This window comes from Streptomyces spiralis (assembly GCF_014654675.1).
Taxonomy (GTDB): domain Bacteria; phylum Actinomycetota; class Actinomycetes; order Streptomycetales; family Streptomycetaceae; genus Streptomyces; species Streptomyces spiralis.
Genome location: NZ_BNBC01000065.1, coordinates 23,671 through 42,442 on the forward strand (window position 1 = coordinate 23,671; position 18,772 = coordinate 42,442).

Sequence of the window (18,772 nt, forward strand, 5' to 3'; positions counted from 1 at the left end):
CAACCTTACAGCGCGTAGTGATGTCAGCCGTCCGGCGGTGTCCCGCCCGGCGGGGCGGCCCGGCGCGGGTTAGGTTGTCCCTGATTTCGCCGTTTGATCCGCTTCCTTGCCTTGCCTGATTGTTTTTTGCTTTTTGTCGATCCGTACGATGCTCGCCGAGTTCGCGGACATGTACGCGACGCTTTCCCGACGATTCCCCGACGTCTTACCCGGCTCCTACACCGATCCCGCAGACTGGGGAGCCAGAACCCTACAACGCGTAGGGGTGAGGGGTGGAGATGGCCGACAGTACGCACGCCTTACTCACCGGGACCCGGAGGGCCGGACCGGCGCCCGGCCTCGGCCGCGTCCTGCCTTCCCGCCGCGACGTGCCCCTGGCGGCCGTGGCCGCCGCCTTCACCCTGGCCCAGCTCCTCCTCGTCCGCCCCGGCATGGGCCTGGGCTGGGACGAGACCGTCTACGTCAGCCAGGTCAGCCCGCACGCCCCGGCGGCCTTCTTCAGTGCCCCGCGCGCCCGCGGCGTCCCGCTGCTGGTGGCCCCGGTCGCCTCCTGGTCGTCGTCCACCGCCCTGCTGCGCGTCTACCTCGCCGTCCTGTCCGGCCTCGCCCTGTACCTGGCCCTGCGGGTGTGGCGGCATCTGTTCCCCGCCGGGGTCCTGGCGCTGGCCGGCGCCCTGTTCGCCTCCCTGTGGGTGACGCTGTTCTACGGCCCCCAGGCCATGCCCAACTACTGGGTCGCCATCGGCGCCCTGGCCTGCGCGGGCTGCTTCCTGCGCGTCCGCGCGGACCCGCACGACCGCGCGGCGCTGTGGGGTCTCGTCGGCGGCTCCGCCCTCATGGCGTGGATGCGGCCGATGGACGCCGTCTGGGCGGTGCTCCCGCTGCTCGCCCTCGCCCTGCTCCGGCGCCGCTGGAGACCGCTCGCCGCCCTGCTCGCCGGACTCGTCGCCGGCTCCGCCGAGTGGGTGGTCGAGGCCTACGTCAGCTACGGCGGCCTGCTGCAGCGGCTCTCCGACGGCTCCGCCATACAGGGCGGCCTCGGCTGGCACGTCGCCGTGGCCGACCAGCTGCGCAGCCTGGGCGGCCGGACCCTGTGCCGCCCCTGCACGGGCGGGCTGCCGAACCCGCTGATCACGGCCTGGTGGTACGTCGTGCCGCTGCTCGCCCTGCTGGGCCTCGCCCTGGCCCGTCGGGCCCGGCGCACCCCGCCCACACTCATCGCGCTGGCCTGCGGCGCCTCGGCCGCCTTCCCCTACCTGTTCATGATCGGGTACGCGGCGCCGCGCTTCCTGCTGCCCGCCTACGCCCTGCTCGCGATCCCGGTCGCCGACGCCCTGGTCCACCTCGTGCGCGCCCCGGGCGGCACCTGGCGGCCGGTGGCGCTGAGCCTCGTCGGCCTCGGACTGGCCCTCCACCTGGGGGTCCAGTACGCCGTCCTCGCGCACACCGTCGACCGGACCACCGCCGACCGCCGGGAGTGGGACCGTGTCGCCGCCGCGCTGCACCGCCTCGGCGTACGCCCACCCTGCCTGCTCACCGGAGAGGAGGCCATCCCGATCGCCTTCTACACCGGCTGCGACTCCGCCGCGACCGACGGGCACAACGCCAACTCCACCCGGGCGATCATCGAGGAGACCGCCCGGCGGATCCCGGTCGCCACCCTCGTCACCGCGAGCGGCTCCCCGCCCGCCTACGCCCGCACATGGCCCTTCCAGCAGATGGGCGACCTGCGCCTGTACGTCGCGCCGCCGGCGCAGAAGGGTGGCGCCGCATGACCTCCCCGCTCCTCACCGCCACGGCCGGCCTGCGGGGCCGCGCCTGGTGGCACACCGGGGCCACGCTCACCGTGCTGCTGTGCGCGGCCTACCTCGGCCGGCGTCACTGGCCGGTGCTCGAGACCGGCGCCGGCCGGCTCGCCTCCGCCGACCAGGGGTGGCTGCTGGTGGCCGCGACGGCCGCCGTCGCCACCTGGGCGTGCTCGGCCCTCGCCCAGCAGGGCGCGGTGGCCGAGCCGCTGCCCGGCGGCCGGCTCGTCGCCGCGCAGTTCGCCGCCTCCGCCGCCAACCACGTCCTGCCCGCCGGCCTCGGGGCCGGCGCGGTCAACCTGCGCTTCCTGATGCGCTGCGGGCTGTCCGCCGGCCGCTCGGCGAGCGCGCTCGCGGTCAAGGCGGCCGCCGGCGTCCTCGCCCGCGCCGCCCTGATCGCCGTCCTGGCCGCCGCCTGCCCCGGCGTCCTGCGGATCCCGCACGTCCCGGGCACCGCCGTGGCCGCCGTCCTGGCAGCCACGGTGCTGGTGACCGTGCTGCTGCGCGGGCCGCTGCGGTCACGCTGCGGGCCCGCGGTGGCGTCGGTGGTGACCGACATCCGGGCCGTGCACTCCCGGCCGCACCGGGCCGCCGCCCTGTGGGGCGGCTCGCTCGCCTTCGCCTCGGCGCACTCGCTGGTGCTGGTCGCCGTCACCCAGGCCGTCGGACTGCCGCTGTCCCCGGCCCGGGTCGCCCTGCTCTACCTCGCCGCGAGCAGCGCCGCCGCCCTGCTGCCCACCCCCGGCGGCCTCGGCTCCCTGGACGCCGCGCTCGCCTTCGCCCTGACCACCGGCGGCGCCCCCGCCACCGCGGCCGCCTCCGCCGTCCTCGGCTACCGCCTCCTGACGGTCTGGCTCCCCCTCGTCCCCGGCCTGCTGGTCCTGACGGCCCTGATCCGCCGCAGGGCGGTGTGAGGGGCCGGGGGAGCGAGGAACAGGGCCGGGCCCTTCACGTCACCCGGAGTCCGGTCGTCTCGGGTCCCCGGGAGATTCGCGGGGCGTGGGCCGCTCCGGGGGGCCACCGGGTGGCGTTGTCATGTCGGCCCTGACACGTGCGGGGAGCCACCGGGCCGCTGCGCACAGCCACATCCCGAGCCAGCCCGCGGCGAAGAGCCAGCCGCCGAGCACGTCGGTGAACCAGTGCACCCCGAGATAGACGCGGGTCAGCCCCACCAGCATGCCCCAGCAACCGGCGACGACACAGAGCGCCGTACGGCCGCGCGGGGCGCGCAGGACGATCGCGAGGATCAGCAGTCCGGCGGTCAGCGCCGAGGTGGTGGTGTGCCCCGAGGGGAACGCCCAGCCCGAGGCGTACGCCTCCCAGTCCTGCCGCGGCGGCCGCGGACGGGCCACCAGCTCCATCACGCCGTGCCGCACGACCTGCCCGAGGGCCAGGCAGGAGACGCCCAGGGCCGCCGCGACCGTACGCTGCCGTGTCGTGCGGCCGACGGCGATCCCGGCCAGCACGACCAGGACGTACGGCACGACACCCGTCCCGGTGGCGGTCAGCCCGCGCGCCGCCGCCACCGCCACCTCCGGGCGGTGGCCCACGGACCAGGACAGCAGGTCCTCGTCCACGGACAGCGGGGTGCCACGACCGCCGACGACCAGGCTGACCACCGCGAACGCCGCCCACGCGCCGATCCCGAGGCTGCCCGCCACCTCCGCGGTGTCCGTCGGCCGTACGGGCCGTATGCAGCGCATCTGCCGTGTCTGCCGCGTCATGACACCGGCGGCTGACCGGGCCGGCCGAGGATCATCCGCGCGCCTCCTTCGCCTTCGCGGCGCGGCGGGAGCGCAGGACCTCGGCGACGAGCGGGGTCAGCGACGCGAGGACGATCAGCGCGATCACGGGCAGCAGGTATCTGTCGATGTCGGGGACCGACGAGCCGAGCGCGTATCCCGCCAGGGTGAGCCCGGCACTCCAGACGAGACCGCCCGCCACCTGCCACACCGTGAACGTCCGCACCGGCACCCCCAGGGCGCCGGCCATCGGATTGAGCACCGTACGCACGACCGGGACGAAGCGCGCCAGTACGATCGCCTTCGCGAAGCCGTACCGCTCCAGGAGCTCCTCGGCACGTCCCGCCCCCTCGCGCAGCCTGCGGGAGCGGCTGCGGGCGAGCAGCGCGCCGCCCGCCTTGCGGCCCAGCAGATAACCGCACTGCGAACCGGCGAGCGCCCCCACCACGGCGGCGAGCAGCAGCGGGGCCAGTGACAGCTTCACACCCCGGTCGGCCGTGCCCGTGCACAGCAGGCCCGCGGTGAACAGCAGCGAGTCGCCGGGCAGGAAGAAGCCGATCAGCAGCCCGGTCTCGGCGAACATCACCACGCCGACGCCGAGCACGCCGAAGGCGGCCAGCAGCGACCGCGCGTCCAGCACGTTCACCGCGAGCTGCGACGACAGGTACGAGGCAGCGATCATCGTCGCGGGCCCTTTCCGTCGGGTCGGCGGACGCGCGCGATCGCGCCCGAGGAGTGACTACACATCTGTAGACCGTCTACTGAACTGTAGACGAAAACCACTCCGGCGGCGTTCCCGAGCTCGCCCCCTCGGGTGAAACGTGGGCGCGGACGGGTGAATCCGCCGCCGGTGGAGATGATGCGTCACCGGGTGATTGGTCCGGCCGCGGCGGGAAACGCGAGTCAGGGCACTCCGACACCGAGCCCGCCGCGAAGGAGGACCCGTGAGCAGCGATCCGATGGCCGACGACGCCTACCAGCCCACCGGGAGCAACGAGGAGCAGGAGGACGCCGCGCCGCTGGACATGCAGGACGCGGTGGACGAGCGGACCTACGACGACACCCTGGACGAGGGGTACTCCCCGCCCGAGCGGCCGCTCGGCGTCGACAAGCACGGCACGACGGCCGCCGAACAGCACGACGGCGAGAGCCTGGACCAGCGGCTGGCCCAGGAGCGGCCCGACGTGGCGGAGCAGGAGGGCGACGACATCGGCGACCTGCCCGGCGGTGAGGGCGAGCCCGTCGACCCGGAGGCGGGCACGGACCGCGCCGGCCGCCTGGTGGCCCCGGACGAGGGCGCGCACGCCGACACCACCAAGGACGAGATCGCCGCCGACAAGGGCGTCGACGCGGGAGCCGCCGGAGCCGAGGAGGCCGCCGTGCACATCGTCGACGACGACAGCACCCTCCCCGACGACACCGGGCGCTGAGCCGCCGCGGTGCCCGCCGGCTCAGCCCCCGCGCACCGGCCGGCTCAGTCCCCGAGCCGGTCGATCTGCCGCAGCTTGTTCGTCGCGTCCAGGGCGGCCACCTTGTACGACTCCGCCAGCGTCGGGTAGTTGAACACCGCGTCGACCAGGTAGTCCACCGTGCCGCCGCAGCCCATCACCGTCTGCCCGATGTGGATGAGCTCCGTGGCCCCGGTGCCGAAGCAGTGCACCCCGAGCAGCGTGCGGTCCTCCGGTGAGACCAGCAGCTTCAGCATGCCGTGCGAGTCGCCGATGATCTGCCCGCGGGCCAGCTCCCGGTAGCGGGACACGCCCACCTCGAACGGCACCCGGTCCTCGGTGAGCTGGTCCTCGGTCCGCCCGACGAAGCTGATCTCCGGAATGGTGTAGATCCCGATGGGCTGCAGACCGTGCATGCGGCCGACGGGTTCTCCGCAGGCGTGGTACGCCGCCGCCCGGCCCTGCTCCATGGAGGTCGCCGCGAGCGCGGGGAAGCCGATCACGTCGCCGACCGCGTAGATGTGCGGCACCTGCGTGCGGTAGTGCTCGTCCACCGCGATCCGGCCGCGCGCGTCGGCGGCCAGCCCGGCCTTGTGCAGGTCCAGCCCGTCGGTGAGCCCCTGCCGGCCCGCCGAGTACATCACCGCGTCCGCCGGTATCTTCTTGCCGCTCTCCAGGACGGTCAGCGTGCCGTTCTGGTGCCGCTCGACGGCGGCCACCGTCTCCCCGAACCGGAAGGTGACGGCGAGGTCCCGCAGGTGGTAGCGGAGCGACTCGACGATCTCGACGTCGCACATGTCGAGCATCCCCGCCCGCTTCTCGACCACGGTGACCTTGCTGCCGAGCGCGGCGAACATGGAGGCGTACTCCATGCCGATCACCCCGGCGCCGACGATGACCATGGACCGCGGCACCCGCTCCAGCGCGAGAACGTTGTCGGAGTCCATGATGGTGCGCCCGTCGAACTCGACGCTGTCCGGGCGGGCCGGGCGCGTACCGGTGGCGATGACGATGTGGTCGGCGGTCAACAGCCGTTCTTCACCGGTCACTTCGCGCAGGGCGACGGTGTGGTCGTCGACGAAGCGGCCGGTCCCGGCGAACAGGGAGACGTGGTTGCGGGAGAGCTGGCTGCGGATGACGTCCACCTCGCGGCCGACCACGTGCCGGGTGCGCGCGGTCAGGTCGGCGACGGTGATGTCCTCCTTCAGCCGGTAGCTCTGCCCGTACAGATCGCGCTGGGTGAGTCCGGTGAGGTACAGCACCGCCTCGCGCAGGGTCTTGGAGGGGATGGTGCCGGTGTGGATGGAGACACCGCCGACCATGTCGGGGCTGTCGACGACGGCGACCCGGCGGCCCAGCTTGGCCGCGGCGATGGCGGCCTTCTGGCCGCCCGGTCCGGATCCGATCACGAGCATGTCGAAGTCGGGCACGCACCGGAGTCTGACAGCACAACGCCCCCCGCGGAAAGAGCCCGGAGGGACCGGGGCGGCATCCCCGGTCCCTCAGTCCCTCCCGGCTCCCTTCCCGACGGCCGGCGGACCCGCACGGTCCGCCGGTCGCTAGGGGGTGTCTCGTCGATCAGGGCGGATCAGGGAGCGGTGCCGGCCACCGCGAGCCCGGCATGATCGGCGAGACACCCCCTAGGGCAGCAGCTTGTCCAGGGCGGCCGGGCCCTCCGTTTCGATCTTGCGCTTGGCCCATTCCAGGTTGCGCGGGGTGATGTCCCGGCCCGCGGCCAGCACGATGTCCTCGGGCGAGACGTCGGTACCGGTACGGGCGTGGAGCACGTTGTCCGGGGTGCAGCCCCCGGCCCAACGGGATGCATCGGGTTGTGACGTCGACATGTGTCCTCCTCGGCTCCGGCCGGGTCCCCGCCCGGGTCCGGACTGCGCCGCCCGTGCTGCGGGACCGGGACCTTCTCCCACCATTGCCCGGCGCGCCGCACCCTGCATCCGGAAGGGCGCGCCGTACCGGCCGGGACGACCCCGGCCGGTTGTGGGGCACCTGCCCGCCGTCTCCGAAAACATCCCTCCCGGCCGTCCGCTCCTAAGCTGGAAGGGCCCGAGAAGGCCGGACAGCGACTCGCTCCGGAAGCTGTCCGCGTGCCCAGACAGGGAGGCCGCCGCGATGGCCGACACCCCGAGCCCCCACCCCGCGTCCGGCGCGCCGTCCCGGCCCGGCGCGTCCGGCTATGTGCCGATCGCCGAGCACGGGCTGATCGGCGATCTGCGCACCGTCGCCCTCGTCGGCAGCGACGGCACGATCGACTGGTACTGCTGCCCCGCCTTCGACGCCCCCAGCGTCTTCGCCTCGGTGCTGGACGCCGAGCGTGGTGGCTGCTTCGAGCTCGCCGCGGTCCAGGCGGCACGCACCAAGCAGTTCTACTTCCCCGACACCAACGTGCTGATCACCCGGTTCTTCACCGAGGACGGCGTCGGCGAGGTGCAGGACTTCATGCCGGTGACCGGGGCCTCGGGCGGTGGGGAGGCCGAGAGGCACCGGCTCATCCGGCGGGTGCTGTGCGTGCGCGGCACCCTCCCGTTCCGTGCGCGAGTCGCTCCACGCTTCAACTACGGTGCCGACCCGCACACGCTCCAGGCCCAGGGCTGCATGGTCCTGTTCGAGTCGGCGACCCTGTCCCTCGCCCTGACGGCCACCGTGCCCCTGGAGATCGACGGCCCGGACGTACGCGCGGACTTCAAGCTCGACGAGGGCGAGTCGGCGGTCTTCGCCCTCGATCAGGTGGGCGGCGAGGTGGCGCCGCGCCGGTGCGCGCACCTGGAGGCCGAGGAACACTTCTCGGCCACCGTGGCGTACTGGCGGCGCTGGCTGGCGCAGTCCCGCTACCGCGGCCGCTGGCGGGAGCGGGTGCACCGCTCCGCGCTCACCCTGAAGCTGCTCACCTACGCCCCGACCGGCGCCATCATCGCCGCGCCCACCACGAGCCTGCCCGAACGGATCGGCGGCGAGCGCAACTGGGACTACCGCTACGTCTGGGTCCGCGACGCCGCGTTCGCCGTCTACGCGCTGCTTCGCCTCGGCTTCACCGGCGAGGCCGAGGCCTTCATGCGGTTCCTGACCCAGCACATCAGCCCGGGCGACGGGAAGGCCAACGGCCCGCTGCAGATCATGTACGGCATCGACGGCCGCTCTGAGCTGCCCGAAAGCGTGCTCGACCACCTGGAGGGGCACCATGGCTCGGCCCCGGTCCGGGTCGGCAATGCCGCCGCCGACCAGCTCCAGCTCGACATCTACGGCGCCCTGATCGACTCGATCTACCTCTACGACAAGTGGGCCCAGCCGATCTCCAGCTCCCAGTGGGACGACGTCTGCGCCCTGGTGGACTGGGTGTGCGACAACTGGGACCAGCCCGACGAAGGGGTCTGGGAGACCCGCGGCGGCCGGAAGAACTTCCTGTACTCGCGTCTGATGTGCTGGGTGGCCATCGAACGCGCCATCCGGCTGGCCAACCGCCGCGGGCTGCCCGCCGACCTGCCCCGCTGGCGGCAGACCCGGGACGCGATCTACCGCCGCATCATGGACCGCGGCTGGTCGGCAGGGCGCCAGGCCTTCGTCCAGTACGAGGACGGCGACGTGCTGGACGCCGCCATGCTCATGATGCCGCTGGCCAAGTTCATCGCGCCTACCGACCCCAAGTGGCTGTCCACCCTGGACGCGCTGACGGAGGACCTGGTCTCCGACTCCCTCGTCTACCGCTACGACCCGCGCTCCAGTCCCGACGGGCTGCGCGGCGACGAGGGCACGTTCTCCATCTGCTCGTTCTGGTACGTGGAGGCCCTCACCCGGGCCGGCCGGCTCGACGAGGCACGGCTCGCCTTCGAGAAGATGCTCACCTACGCCAACCACCTCGGCCTGTACGCCGAGGAGATCGGCCGCACCGGCGAGCAGCAGGGCAACTTCCCGCAGGCGTTCACCCACCTGTCCCTGATCAGCGCCGCCTACAACCTCGACCGCGCCCTCGGCTGACGCCGTGGCGCCCGCCCCGCCGATGCGCGGGCGCCACGGCCGTACGGCTGCGTCAGCCGGTGCCGCGCGTCAGCCGATGGGGCGGGTCAGCCGATGTGGTACGGGTCCCCGTACACCTTCCAGTCCAGCGGCGGGTTGAGGTCGAGGTTGCGCCGGCGCAGGAACACCCGCTGCTCGGTGTCGACCCTGCTGGTGTCGCTGTGCGCCTCCTCCTGCTTCATGGCCCACACCCGCGCGTCCAGGAACGCGTCGAGGTACGTCACCTCGTCGCCGCCCTGCGCCGGCGGCTTCGCGGCGCGCAGGGCCCGCTTGCGTATGTTGCGGAAGCTGGTCGGGTCGTCGCCGTCACCGTGCATCACGATCGCGTCGTAGTAGGCGAACTGGCCGAGCGCGCGCAGCCCGTCCGCCTTGCCCTGCCGGACGGCCGGGTCGAAGTAGACGCGGTCCCGCTCGTCGTTCTGCGCCTGCTGGAAGGCCGTGTCCCGGGCCGCCTTGCGCCAGTCCCCGGGGAAGTCCGGGTCCAGCCCCTCGTGCGAGTCGGTGCCGTTCACCCGGCGCAGCGCCGGGAGGTACCTGGCCAGGACATTGCCGGGCTTGCGGTCCGTGTAGAGCTGGACCAGGTCGAGCATGTCGCCGGTGCCGGAGCAGAAGCCGATGATGCCGGCGGTGTAGCCGCGGCCGTCGCCGATGTCCTCGATGTACTGGTACTGCGCCTTCCAGTCCAGCGAGGAGTTCTCCGCGCTCGACACCAGCTGCATGGCGATCTCCTTCTTCGCCGGGTCGTCCAGGCCCGGTGCCGCCGCCGGTGCCGCCGCGACGCGCGGGGCGTCGAGCAGGGGGACGGCGGCCAGGGACACGCCCACGAGGGCGAGGACGGTACGGCGGGAGACGGCGGCCGGTACGGCCGTGCCGGGGTTCGGATGCACCACGGGGGCTCCAAGTGTGAGTGGGGGGTGGAGAGTTGGCGTCCGGAGCCAACTGATAGGAAGGTTTACTATCAGAGTCTCGAACATGTGGTCACCCGTCGAGCATGAAATTCGTAGAAATGAACGAGAGCGAGGTGCCGGGCCGTCAGGGCAGCGGCTGCTCCGCCCAGATGACCTTGCCGGTCGGCGTGTACCGGGTGCCCCAGCGTTCGGCAAGCTGTGCCACCAGGAACAGTCCGCGGCCGCCCTCGTCCGTCGTGGTGGCGTAGCGCAGATGCGGCGAGGTGCTGCTGCTGTCGAAGACCTCGCAGATCAGGGCGCGCTCACGCATCACCCGCACAAGGATGGGTGTGCTGCCGTATCGGATGGCGTTGGTGACCAGCTCGCTCAGGATCAGCTCCGTGGTGAACGTCAGGTCCTCGAGCCCCCACGCGGCCAGCCGCCGGCCCACCGCGGCCCGCACGTCCGCGACGGCCGCCGGGTCCGCGGGCACGTCCCACTCGGCGACCCGGTTCTCGCCCAGGGCCCGGGTGCGCGCGACGAGCAGCGCGATGTCGTCGCCCGGCCGGAACGGCTGCCGGGTGTCGAGCACCGTCCGGCACGTCTCCTCGGGCGACTCGCCCGCCGTGGCGAGCGCGTCGCGCAGCTCCTCCAGGCCGGTGTCGATGTCCCGCTCCCGGTCCTCCACCAGCCCGTCGGTGTACAGCACGAGCCGACTGCCCTCCGCGAGCTCGAGTTCGGCCGTCTCGAACGGCAGCCCGCCCAGTCCGAGCGGGGGACCGGCGGGCACGTCCGCGAACACGACCTCGCCCCCGGGCCGGATCACGGCGGGCGGCGGATGGCCCGCGCGGGCCATGGCACAGCGCCGGGAGACCGGGTCGTAGATCGCGTACAGGCAGGTCGCGCCGATGACGGGGGCGCCGGCGCCGTCCTCCGTCTCGTCCTGGTCGATGCGGCCGACCAGTTCGTCCAGCAGCACGAGCAGTTCGTCCGGCGGCAGATCCAGCGCGGAGAAGTTGTGCACCGCGGTCCGCAGCCGGCCCATGGTGGCCGCGGCGTGCAGCCCGTGCCCCACCACGTCCCCGACCACCAGCGCGACCCGTGCCCCGGACAACGGCAGGACGTCGAACCAGTCACCGCCCACACCCGCCTGCGCCGGCAGATAGCGGTAGGCGATGTCCAGGGCGCTCTGCTCGGGCAGGCTCCGTGGCAGCAGACTGCGCTGCAAGGTGACCGCCATGCCGTGCTCGCGCGTGTAGCGGCGGGCGTTGTCGATCGAGACCGCGGCCCGCGCCACCAGCTCCTCTGCCAGGGCCAGCTCCTCGGTGTCGAAGGGCTCCGCCTTCTCGGACCGCCAGAAGTTGACCAGGCCCAGCACCACGGACCCGGCCCGCACCGGAACCGTGATCAGCGAGTGGATGCCGTACTGGACCACCTGCCCGGTGCGCTCCGGGTCCTGCGCCAGCCAGCCCGGGGCCGCCTCCAGCCGCGGCTCCAGCACCGGCCGCCGGGTGCGCAGGCTGTCCGCCTGCGGAGAGGAGGCGACGAAACGAATCTGCCGCCCCACCGGGTACAGCGGGGCGTCGTCGCGGATCCCGCCGTACGCCGTACGCCGCAGGGCGTCCCCGGGATCCGGCTCCTCGCCGCGCAGCACGGCGTCGTACAGGTCCACGGTGACGAAGTCCGCGAACCGCCCCACCGCCACCTGGGCCAGTTCCTCGGCGGTCCGGGTCACGTCCAGGGTGGTCCCGACACCCACACCGGCGTCGTAGAGCAGGCTCAGGCGCTCACGGGCCACCTCGGCACGGCCTGAGAGCGCGCGCAGCTCGGTGGAGTCGCGCAGGGTGGCCACGCTCCCCGACGGGCCGCCCTCCAGATCGGTGGGGCGCTGGTTGATCGCCAGCAGCCGGTCGCCGACCAGGTGCACCTCGTCGGTGGCGACCCGCCCGGACGCCAGCAGGTCGGCGATGTCGGGGGCGAGACCGAGATCGGGCACGCGCCGCTTCTCCGCGTCCGGCGGCAGGTCGAGCAGGCGGTGCGCCTCGTCGTTGGCGAGCAGCAGTTCGCCGTCGTCACCGACGATGATCACACCCTCGCGCACCGAGTGCAGCACCGCGTCGTGGTGCTCGTACATCCGGGTCATCTCACCCGGCCCCAGCCCATGGGTCTGACGCCGCAACCGCCGGCTGACCAGCGCCGTACCCGCCGTGGCCAGGGCCAGACCCGCCGCCGCGGCGCCCAGTACCACGGGCAGCTGCCGCTCCGCGAGGCCGCCCACGCTCTGGGTGGTGATGCCGGCCGACACCAGGCCCACCACCGTGCCGTCCGGCGCCTTGACCGGCACCACGGCCTGCACCAGCTCCCCGATGGTCCCGTGGATCTCCTCGACGACGGTGCCGCCGCGCACCGCGGGCTCGATGGTGCCCACGAACTTCTGGCCGATGCGGCTCGACATGGGGTGGGTGTAGCGGATCCCGTCGGTGTTCATGACGACGATGAAGTCGACTTGCGCCGCCGTGCGGGCGGCTTCGGCCCGCGGCTGAAGGATCGCCGTCGGGTCAGGGGCGGCCAGCGCCGCGCGGGTCCCCGGCGCGTTGGCGAAGGTCTCGGCGACGGCGAGCGACCGGTTGCGGGCCTCCTGGGTGCTGTCGTGCTGCACCTGCAGCACCAGTGCCGCCACCGCCGCCAGGACCAGCAGCAGCACGATGACGACCTGAAGGACGAACACCTGTCCGGCGACAGTGTGTCCGCGCAGCGCCGCCCACACACCCGTGGACCGTCCGTCCGCAGCCCGGTTCCGCTGGGCGCGCTCACGGGCTCGCCGAGCGGGGCCAGGCGTCTGCTCGAGACGCTGACCGCGGGGACGGGTCGACCGGGTGCCGGTTCGACCCGGGAGTCGGACCATGAGCCGACTCTATCCGGCGGCCGGTACGTCCATGACGTCCTGCGTACGGCATTGGGGTCCGCGGCCGGGGCATCGCGGCCGCCGTCTCACGCCAGGTTTGTGAGATGTCCGTGAGACGCGGCCGCCGGCGGCAGCCCAGGTGACGCAATACCGCCCCGGCCGATGGAGGGTTCCGGTCCTCTGTCAGCCGTGGCCGTGACACGAGATGCCAACTGCAATCGAACGGAAGTTCTACAAGATCTTTGGTATATGAAGCCGTGCTCGAGCCTGCCTCTAGGGAAAGACCCGCCCCGCCAGAGGTTTCCGGTTCCAGCGGGGCGGGCGTCTCATGGGGTGTCGGCCGAGTGCCCGCAAGAGCAGGTCACTCGTCCAGGTTGGCGACGGCGGTGATGGACGCGGCGGCCACAGGCGGCGCCCCGCGGCGGGCACTCTTGGGCTGGCTAGGCAGGATCTGCACCGGTACGGGTCGAGGTGTCATGAGGTGACGGTCTCCTTCTTTTCTCCGTGCTGGCAGTAGCTGTGCAGCGGCGCCTTCGCCTCTTGGTAGTGCTTGGCCAGGGGGCGGCAGACCCGGCAGGTGCCGGACAAGGCGCAGCCCTCGCACCCTCCGGTGCGAAGCATCAGGCGGTCGGCGATCGCCCCGAGCCGCAGCAGTCCGTCCACTCCTTCGGCCATGAGGTCGATCTGGTCGTCCCGGCCGACCTTGCAGATCGACACCAGGCCGTGCGGATCGGCGTGGAAGAAGGTGTGGCCGGCGTTGCACCCGGCGAACGGCTTGCGCTGGCGCAGGTGGGCCCCGGACTGGGCGAGCAGCGGTTCCCCGCCGCCGCTGATCGTCGGGGTCATGTTCGTGTACGCGTGGTGCTCAATGCCCCAGTCCTCGGCGAGGGCGGCCATCGCGTCGGCCTCGTTCGCGCTGGCTTCGGTGACCACGAGGTTGAGGCGCAGCGGCAGGCCAGCGGCGCGGGCGGCGGTCATGCCGCGCTGGAACGCCTTCCGGGAGCCGCGGCGCTGGGTCACCTTCTCGTAGCTGGCCTCACTGGCGCCATAGAGGCTGATGACGAGCCGGTAGGGCGGGCAGTCCCGGAACAGTCGCAGCAGGTCGGCGCGCCACAGCAGGGAGCCGTTCGTGGAGATCGTAAGCATCATCCCCGCGAGCCAGGCGTACCGGTAGGCGCCCTCGAAGTCGCGGTCCATGGTGGGTTCGCCGCCGGTGATCTGTAGCCACAGGACGCCGACCTGGCGCATGCTGTCGCAGCTGGACCTTGTCTTCCCAGCAGAGGCCGGCGACTGGCCGTTCGCCGAGGTAGCAGTGGGGGCAGCCGTAGTTGCAGCCGAGGTTGATCTCCCAGGAGGCCCGGCAGTAGCCGTACGGGGACGGCTCGCGGACGAGCACGGTGTCGTGCAGGGGAAGCCTTGTGATGTCGAGGCCCCACGTGCTGGCGGCGGTGTCGGCCACCCACTGCGGGATGGTCTGCCCGGCGGATGCGGTCCGGAGCTCCTCGTAGTGGTCGGCCGGGATGCGTGCGCCCGACCTGGCGCCGGGGCGGAGCAGCAGGTGGCCGTCAAGGAACGGACTGGCGATCAGCTTGTGCGGCATGACGGCACCTCCCGTTCTGAGCGGCGGGGGCGCGACGTGCGTGGGGCAGGGACGGGCTGGGGAGCGGCGCAGTAGATTTCGCCGAGCCCGTTGCACGTGCCGCAGCTCTCGCCGGTCTTGGGGTTGGCGCCGCTGCCGCTACAGTCCGGGCATACCTCGGCGCATGGCGGGTCGGGGCGCCCGGTCGTCAATGGAGGTGCGGAAGTTGACACGCGAACTCCTTTGACGTGTCGGTGCGACGGGGTCAGAAGGCAGGTCAGCTCACGGCTCAGGTCGTAGGAGGGCAAGCCGTGGCGGTTCGCCGTCGGTCCCCTCTGGGATGTCCGCCAGCTGGTGTACGGCGGCGGCGATGAGCCGGGCGACGGTCAGCGGCGGGCAGAGCACCGCGGCGGACGGCATCGGGACGGACCAGTACGTTCCCAGTGGCCGGTACTCCACGGCGTCGACGCGGGGTACGCCGAGGTAGGTGCCGCATCCGAGGACTTCTACGTTCTGGGTGCTCCAGTCGTCGACGGCGGCGCGCCAGGTGCGGGGCACGCTGGCCGGGACGAGGGCGTAGTAGCGGTTTCCGCCCGGGTCGCTGATGACCGGGCCGCCGTCCAGTGCGTCCTCGAGGAACGTGTCGAGCTCGCGGGGGTCCGTGGTGGCGGCGACGGCTTGGATGAGCCTGCCGGGGATTCGTACCGCGGAGAACAGGGTGCCGAGCCGCAGTAACGCCACCCCGTGCTCGGCCCATTCGGCTCGGGCTTGCTTCGGCTCCGGGTGCGCGGCGAGGAGCCAGTGCTCGACGGCCAGGCGCCGGTCGGCGGCGGTGTGCACGCGCACGCCCGGCCTCGGTTCCATGGGCTCCGGGGCCGGAAAGCTGTTGCCCCCGCTCATGCTGACACCGTCCGTGGAACGCTGTCAGTGCCGACGGCGAGGACGCGTGCAATGCGTTCCGCGCACTGCTGCTCGTGCCCGTGCTCGCCGATGGCGTAGGCGAACGAGGTGACCCACTGGTCGCCGTCCGCGACAATGTCCTCGGTGAGGCGGCTGTTGAGGGGACTGGTTACCGTCAGCCGCATCTCGGCGCTGTTCACGGCGACCTGGAGGCCGTGTGCCTCCAGGTGACCGGCGAGGTTTTGCAGGTCTTTGGTGTCCACACGCAGACGATCCCAACCGCGCCGCCGGTGTGGGATATGACAACCTATGACACGGAGTTGATCTTGAGTCGTACGGTGACCATCACAGGCACCCGCAGCACCGGCCACAAGAGCCTCACCGAGTACGCCCAGCTCTTCAGCGCCTACCTTGGCCCCTTCGCCACCGGCGCCCACTTCTACATCGGCGGCGCGAAAGGCATCGACAGCCTCAGCCTGGTCTGGCTCGCCGGGAACACACAGGCCGCACTCACCGTGGTCGTCCCTGGAACCGTCGAACAGCAGCCGGCCGAAGCCCGACAAGCCATCGCCCGCGTCCGCGAACGCATCTCCGAGATGGTCGAACTCGCCGCACCCGACCTGAACTCAGCGTCCTACCACGCCCGGAACCGGTGGATGGTCGACCGCAGCAGCATGACGATCGGCTTCCCCCTCGCCGGCCAGCTGCAGTCCGGCACATGGCAAACCCTCAACTACACACGCGGTCAGGGGAAACCTCACCTAGTGGTCCCCATCTGACCGGTGTCTGCTGCACCATGGGCGGCATGGACGACAGGGCCGCGGGGGCGGAAGCGCTCAAGAGGTTACGTAAGCGCCGCGGCCTGTCCCTCGCCGGCCTCGCCCGCGCCCTCACCGGCATCGCGCAATCACTCCACCATCCGCCGCTTCCGGCCATCGCCAGCGTGCAGCGATCCGTCGCCCGCTGGGAGGCCGAGAAGCCGATGCTGCCCGACGAGCGCTACCAGCTACTCCTCGCCCACCTCTACGCCCGCACCCCGGCCGGCGAACTCCAGCTGGGCGTGGGCAGCGACTTCACCGAGTGCCTCCAAGCCCTCGGGCTTCTCGGCGAGAGCGAACGGCGTACGGCCGAACTACGCACCACCGTGCTGCGAGCGGCCACCGAGTCCGGCGGCGGCATGCTCGCGCTCCTCGCCCCCGGAATCCAGGCCAGCCTCGCCACCGCTCTCGCAGATCCGTCACAGGCGGACGACCACACCGTCACCGGCCTCGCATCGGTCGTAACGGACGTCAACGTGCAAGTCGGCTCACTCCCCATGGTCCGGCTGCAGCTGTTGCTCGCGCCGGTCGTGGAAGCGTCGCGACGTCTGCTGGCCGGCCCCATCCCAGAGCCCCTGGCGCCGCAGTTGCGCGAAGCCGCGGTCGCCGCATCAACGCTGGCCGGACGGCTTGCGTTCGAAACCCGGGACGATGCCGCCTCCCGCGCCTTCTACACAGAGGCCACCCGAGAGGCGACCCTACTCGGCACACCGTGGCGGCAGGCTGGCGTCCACATGAGCCACGCCCTCACCACCCTCTACTCCACCCAAGGCCTCGACAGTGCCCGGCACCTCGTCGATCAGGCGGTCCGGACCGCACGCACCGGTGAGAGCAACCTCGTCCGGGCCCGCGCCCATGCCCTCCAGGCGGAGCTCGCTGCTCGGGCCGGGCACGACAGGCAAGCGCAGACCGCGCTGGGACTCGCCTGGTACGACATGGACACGGACCACGCCAGCGACCCGGCACCCACCTCCTTCACCGCCGGGCACCTGGCCGGCTTCGAAGGCGTCTGCGAGCTGCACGTCGGCGACCCCGTGAAGGCACACACGCAGTTCGCCCGTTCGGCAGCGGCGCTGACGGCGCCCCGAGAGCAGGTGCAGCGGGCGATCGTCACCACGGACCAGGCTCTGGCGCGGATCCGGCTCGGCGAGCCCTGGGCAGCGGCCGAGCTGCTCCACCAGTGCGTGGCGGCCGCGTCCAGCACCGGCGGCCGCGTACCGGCCCTGCGGCTGCGGCGAGCGCGGCAGGAGCTGCGGCCGTGGCGGCGGGAGGACTGGGTGGCCAACCTCGACGACCACCTCATGGACGTTCTCGGAGCCTGATGTCAGTGGCCGCCCGTAGGCTTGAACCATGTCCCTAGAATCCGACGGCCGTGGTTCCGTGCGGTCTGCCGCTGCCGTGAACGAGGACATCCGCGCACTCCTGGTCCGTACGGGCGGCTGGCTGTCGGCAGAGGATCGCGCCGTGTACGAGCGACTCGTCGCGGAGTGGTCGGCAGCTGTGCGCGGCGAGGTCATCGAGGCGGCATAAGTCAGGGACCGGCGGGCCACACGGCCAGCGTCTCCTCGCTCTGCTCGTCGACGAGGGTGATGCGGGCGTCGTGCAGGCCGCTGTACTGCCCGACCCAGCCGCTGAACTTGTAGTGGGCGGTCGCCTCGCTCGCCCACCAGCCCTGCTGTAGCAGCCTGCCGCCTGCGGTCAGGGTGAGGTGGTAGCGCTGCGGGTCCACGGTATCCACGCTATGGCTGCTCGAGCTCGAATCCGGCGATCATGCGGTCGCGGCACGAGTCCAGCCAGCGCAGCCCGAACCCTGGCAGGTCGAGGCGGCAGGTGGCGACGGCTGGCGCGGCGCATGACGAGCAGCGCTTGTGATCCGGTGAGAGCGGGTGGATGCGCGCCCGGGAGCTGGGGTGGCGCAGCGGCCCGTCAGGCGCCGGGTCGAGGGAGGCAGGGTCGATGCCCAGGGCCGCGAGAGTTCGCAAGTCGTCGCGCATGGCCGCCTCCGTTCGCCTCTGATCTCTCGCAGTGAAGGTTGAGCATTCTCACCGAACATTGAGCGCGGGTCCGCCGCAGGTCAGAAGTCTGTTCAACCCTCAGTGGGCGTACTCACGGGCGAGCCAGCACGCGGTGCGAGACACGCTCCCTCTCCCGCTGCTCGGCGCAACGCTCTGACCAGCGCGCTTAACCACCGGTGAGAAGGAACGCCGGTCACCAGCCTTCGCTGAGAATCGCTCAGCCTTTGTTGCAAGGGGTCAGCCTTGTCCCCTCCTGGTGCTGGTGGTCAGCGTAGTGCCTAGAATCGAACACGTGAACGACTCCCTGCCGTCCTCCCGTCTCGAGATGCTGCGTTTCCTCGAGCGTGTCCAGGTCGCGGACCTGGAACGGACGCGGCGGTGGATCGCAGAGGAGGAGCGGAGGGCGGCCGAGCGGCAGCGGGGCGAGCAGGCCCGGCCGCCCGTGCCGGACTGGGTTATCGAGCGCGGCATCGGCCGGGACGGCCCGCCCGTCGCGGTCCACCTCGGTGGGTGCCACATGGCGAAGAAGCGGTGGAAAGGCGTGCCGCGGGATGTCGCACGGCGGGCGCTCGCCTAGGTGTGCTGGCCGGACAGGTTGGTGACGCGGCTGGCTGGTGTTTGGCCGCTGATGCCGGTGTGGGGTCGGT

General features: G+C 72.1%; 18 protein-coding genes and 1 pseudogene. 8 read left to right on the plus strand and 11 right to left on the minus strand.

The features are described from left to right. Positions 1–278: 278 nt before the first annotated feature. The gene (locus tag IE318_RS39995; protein ID WP_189907793.1) at positions 279–1,775 is read left to right on the plus strand and encodes a hypothetical protein; all 1,497 of its coding nucleotides are present in this window, start codon (positions 279–281) and stop codon (positions 1,773–1,775) included. Continuing rightward, positions 1,772–2,719 (plus strand): lysylphosphatidylglycerol synthase domain-containing protein, encoded by a 948-nt coding sequence (locus IE318_RS40000; protein WP_189907794.1) that lies wholly within the window; start codon positions 1,772–1,774, stop codon positions 2,717–2,719. The genes IE318_RS39995 and IE318_RS40000 overlap by 4 nt, the downstream gene beginning before the upstream one ends. Positions 2,720–2,758: 39 nt before the next feature. Here the strand turns inward: IE318_RS40000 and IE318_RS40005 are convergent, their stop codons facing one another. Both IE318_RS40005 and IE318_RS40010 read right to left on the minus strand, forming a co-directional pair. Further along, positions 2,759–3,529, minus strand: coding sequence for a phosphatase PAP2 family protein (locus IE318_RS40005; RefSeq protein ID WP_229904078.1), 771 nt, complete (start codon positions 3,527–3,529; stop codon positions 2,759–2,761). A 31-nt stretch (positions 3,530–3,560) separates the two neighbouring features. Next, positions 3,561–4,229 (minus strand): DedA family protein, encoded by a 669-nt coding sequence (locus IE318_RS40010; RefSeq protein WP_189907795.1) that lies wholly within the window; start codon positions 4,227–4,229, stop codon positions 3,561–3,563. 262 nt (positions 4,230–4,491) lie between these two features. Between IE318_RS40010 and IE318_RS40015 the strand changes: the two genes are divergently transcribed. Beyond that, on the plus strand, positions 4,492–4,977 hold the full coding sequence (locus tag IE318_RS40015; protein WP_189907796.1) for a DUF5709 domain-containing protein: 486 nt from the start codon (positions 4,492–4,494) through the stop codon (positions 4,975–4,977). A 44-nt stretch (positions 4,978–5,021) separates the two neighbouring features. Here IE318_RS40015 and sthA read toward each other — a convergent pair whose 3' ends face one another. Both sthA and IE318_RS40025 read right to left on the minus strand, forming a co-directional pair. Continuing rightward, on the minus strand, positions 5,022–6,425 hold the full coding sequence (sthA, locus tag IE318_RS40020) for a Si-specific NAD(P)(+) transhydrogenase (protein ID WP_189907797.1): 1,404 nt from the start codon (positions 6,423–6,425) through the stop codon (positions 5,022–5,024). Between the two features lie 210 nt (positions 6,426–6,635). Further along, a complete protein-coding gene (locus IE318_RS40025; protein ID WP_189907798.1) occupies positions 6,636–6,839 on the minus strand; it encodes a hypothetical protein in 204 nt (67 codons plus the stop codon). Between the two features lie 283 nt (positions 6,840–7,122). On the opposite strand from IE318_RS40025, the gene IE318_RS40030 reads away from it, so the two are divergent. Then, complete coding sequence (locus IE318_RS40030) at positions 7,123–8,982, plus strand: glycoside hydrolase family 15 protein (RefSeq protein WP_189907799.1); 1,860 nt, start codon at positions 7,123–7,125, stop codon at positions 8,980–8,982. 86 nt (positions 8,983–9,068) lie between these two features. Here IE318_RS40030 and IE318_RS40035 read toward each other — a convergent pair whose 3' ends face one another. The 5 genes and pseudogenes from IE318_RS40035 to IE318_RS40055 form a co-directional block, all read right to left on the minus strand. Further along, on the minus strand, positions 9,069–9,911 hold the full coding sequence (locus IE318_RS40035; protein WP_229904079.1) for a chitosanase: 843 nt from the start codon (positions 9,909–9,911) through the stop codon (positions 9,069–9,071). Between the two features lie 142 nt (positions 9,912–10,053). Then, on the minus strand, positions 10,054–12,813 hold the full coding sequence (locus tag IE318_RS40040; RefSeq protein WP_189907801.1) for a SpoIIE family protein phosphatase: 2,760 nt from the start codon (positions 12,811–12,813) through the stop codon (positions 10,054–10,056). Positions 12,814–13,287: 474 nt separating this feature from the next. Next, positions 13,288–14,413, minus strand: a pseudogene (locus tag IE318_RS40045) (radical SAM protein). A 261-nt stretch (positions 14,414–14,674) separates the two neighbouring features. Then, a complete protein-coding gene (locus IE318_RS40050; RefSeq protein ID WP_189907802.1) occupies positions 14,675–15,292 on the minus strand; it encodes a hypothetical protein in 618 nt (205 codons plus the stop codon). Next, on the minus strand, positions 15,289–15,555 hold the full coding sequence (locus IE318_RS40055) for a hypothetical protein (RefSeq protein WP_189907803.1): 267 nt from the start codon (positions 15,553–15,555) through the stop codon (positions 15,289–15,291). The genes IE318_RS40050 and IE318_RS40055 overlap by 4 nt, the downstream gene beginning before the upstream one ends. Before the next feature lie 36 nt (positions 15,556–15,591). Between IE318_RS40055 and IE318_RS40060 the strand changes: the two genes are divergently transcribed. Genes IE318_RS40060 through IE318_RS40070 form a run of 3 tightly spaced genes read left to right on the plus strand, consistent with a single transcriptional unit; the run spans position 15,592 to position 17,640 of the window. Beyond that, positions 15,592–16,071: a DNA-processing protein DprA gene (locus tag IE318_RS40060; RefSeq protein ID WP_189907804.1), complete on the plus strand. Its 480-nt coding sequence runs from the start codon at positions 15,592–15,594 to the stop codon at positions 16,069–16,071. Positions 16,072–16,097: 26 nt separating this feature from the next. Further along, complete coding sequence (locus tag IE318_RS40065; protein ID WP_189907805.1) at positions 16,098–17,432, plus strand: NsdA family TPR-like regulatory protein; 1,335 nt, start codon at positions 16,098–16,100, stop codon at positions 17,430–17,432. Between the two features lie 28 nt (positions 17,433–17,460). Then, complete coding sequence (locus IE318_RS40070; protein WP_189907806.1) at positions 17,461–17,640, plus strand: hypothetical protein; 180 nt, start codon at positions 17,461–17,463, stop codon at positions 17,638–17,640. 1 nt (position 17,641) lies between these two features. Here the strand turns inward: IE318_RS40070 and IE318_RS40075 are convergent, their stop codons facing one another. Together IE318_RS40075 and IE318_RS40080 are read right to left on the minus strand one after the other, a co-directional pair. Further along, positions 17,642–17,839 (minus strand): hypothetical protein, encoded by a 198-nt coding sequence (locus IE318_RS40075; protein WP_189907807.1) that lies wholly within the window; start codon positions 17,837–17,839, stop codon positions 17,642–17,644. A 10-nt stretch (positions 17,840–17,849) separates the two neighbouring features. Beyond that, positions 17,850–18,104 (minus strand): hypothetical protein, encoded by a 255-nt coding sequence (locus tag IE318_RS40080; RefSeq protein ID WP_189907808.1) that lies wholly within the window; start codon positions 18,102–18,104, stop codon positions 17,850–17,852. A gap of 313 nt (positions 18,105–18,417) precedes the next feature. On the opposite strand from IE318_RS40080, the gene IE318_RS40085 reads away from it, so the two are divergent. Continuing rightward, positions 18,418–18,702, plus strand: coding sequence for a DUF6233 domain-containing protein (locus IE318_RS40085; RefSeq protein ID WP_229904080.1), 285 nt, complete (start codon positions 18,418–18,420; stop codon positions 18,700–18,702). The last annotated feature ends 70 nt before the right edge of the window (positions 18,703–18,772 follow it).

Coding starts and splice junctions, on each gene's coding strand:
- IE318_RS39995 (WP_189907793.1), top strand. CDS start 279: ATGGCCGACAGTACGCACGCCTTACTCACCGGGACCCGGAGGGCCGGA.
- IE318_RS40080 (WP_189907808.1), bottom strand. CDS start 18,104: ATGCGCGACGACTTGCGAACTCTCGCGGCCCTGGGCATCGACCCTGCC.
- IE318_RS40025 (WP_189907798.1), bottom strand. CDS start 6,839: ATGTCGACGTCACAACCCGATGCATCCCGTTGGGCCGGGGGCTGCACC.
- IE318_RS40005 (WP_229904078.1), bottom strand. CDS start 3,529: ATGACGCGGCAGACACGGCAGATGCGCTGCATACGGCCCGTACGGCCG.
- IE318_RS40050 (WP_189907802.1), bottom strand. CDS start 15,292: ATGAGCGGGGGCAACAGCTTTCCGGCCCCGGAGCCCATGGAACCGAGG.
- IE318_RS40030 (WP_189907799.1), top strand. CDS start 7,123: ATGGCCGACACCCCGAGCCCCCACCCCGCGTCCGGCGCGCCGTCCCGG.
- IE318_RS40000 (WP_189907794.1), top strand. CDS start 1,772: ATGACCTCCCCGCTCCTCACCGCCACGGCCGGCCTGCGGGGCCGCGCC.
- IE318_RS40065 (WP_189907805.1), top strand. CDS start 16,098: ATGGACGACAGGGCCGCGGGGGCGGAAGCGCTCAAGAGGTTACGTAAG.
- IE318_RS40040 (WP_189907801.1), bottom strand. CDS start 12,813: ATGGTCCGACTCCCGGGTCGAACCGGCACCCGGTCGACCCGTCCCCGC.
- IE318_RS40070 (WP_189907806.1), top strand. CDS start 17,461: ATGTCCCTAGAATCCGACGGCCGTGGTTCCGTGCGGTCTGCCGCTGCC.
- IE318_RS40060 (WP_189907804.1), top strand. CDS start 15,592: ATGACAACCTATGACACGGAGTTGATCTTGAGTCGTACGGTGACCATC.
- IE318_RS40010 (WP_189907795.1), bottom strand. CDS start 4,229: ATGATCGCTGCCTCGTACCTGTCGTCGCAGCTCGCGGTGAACGTGCTG.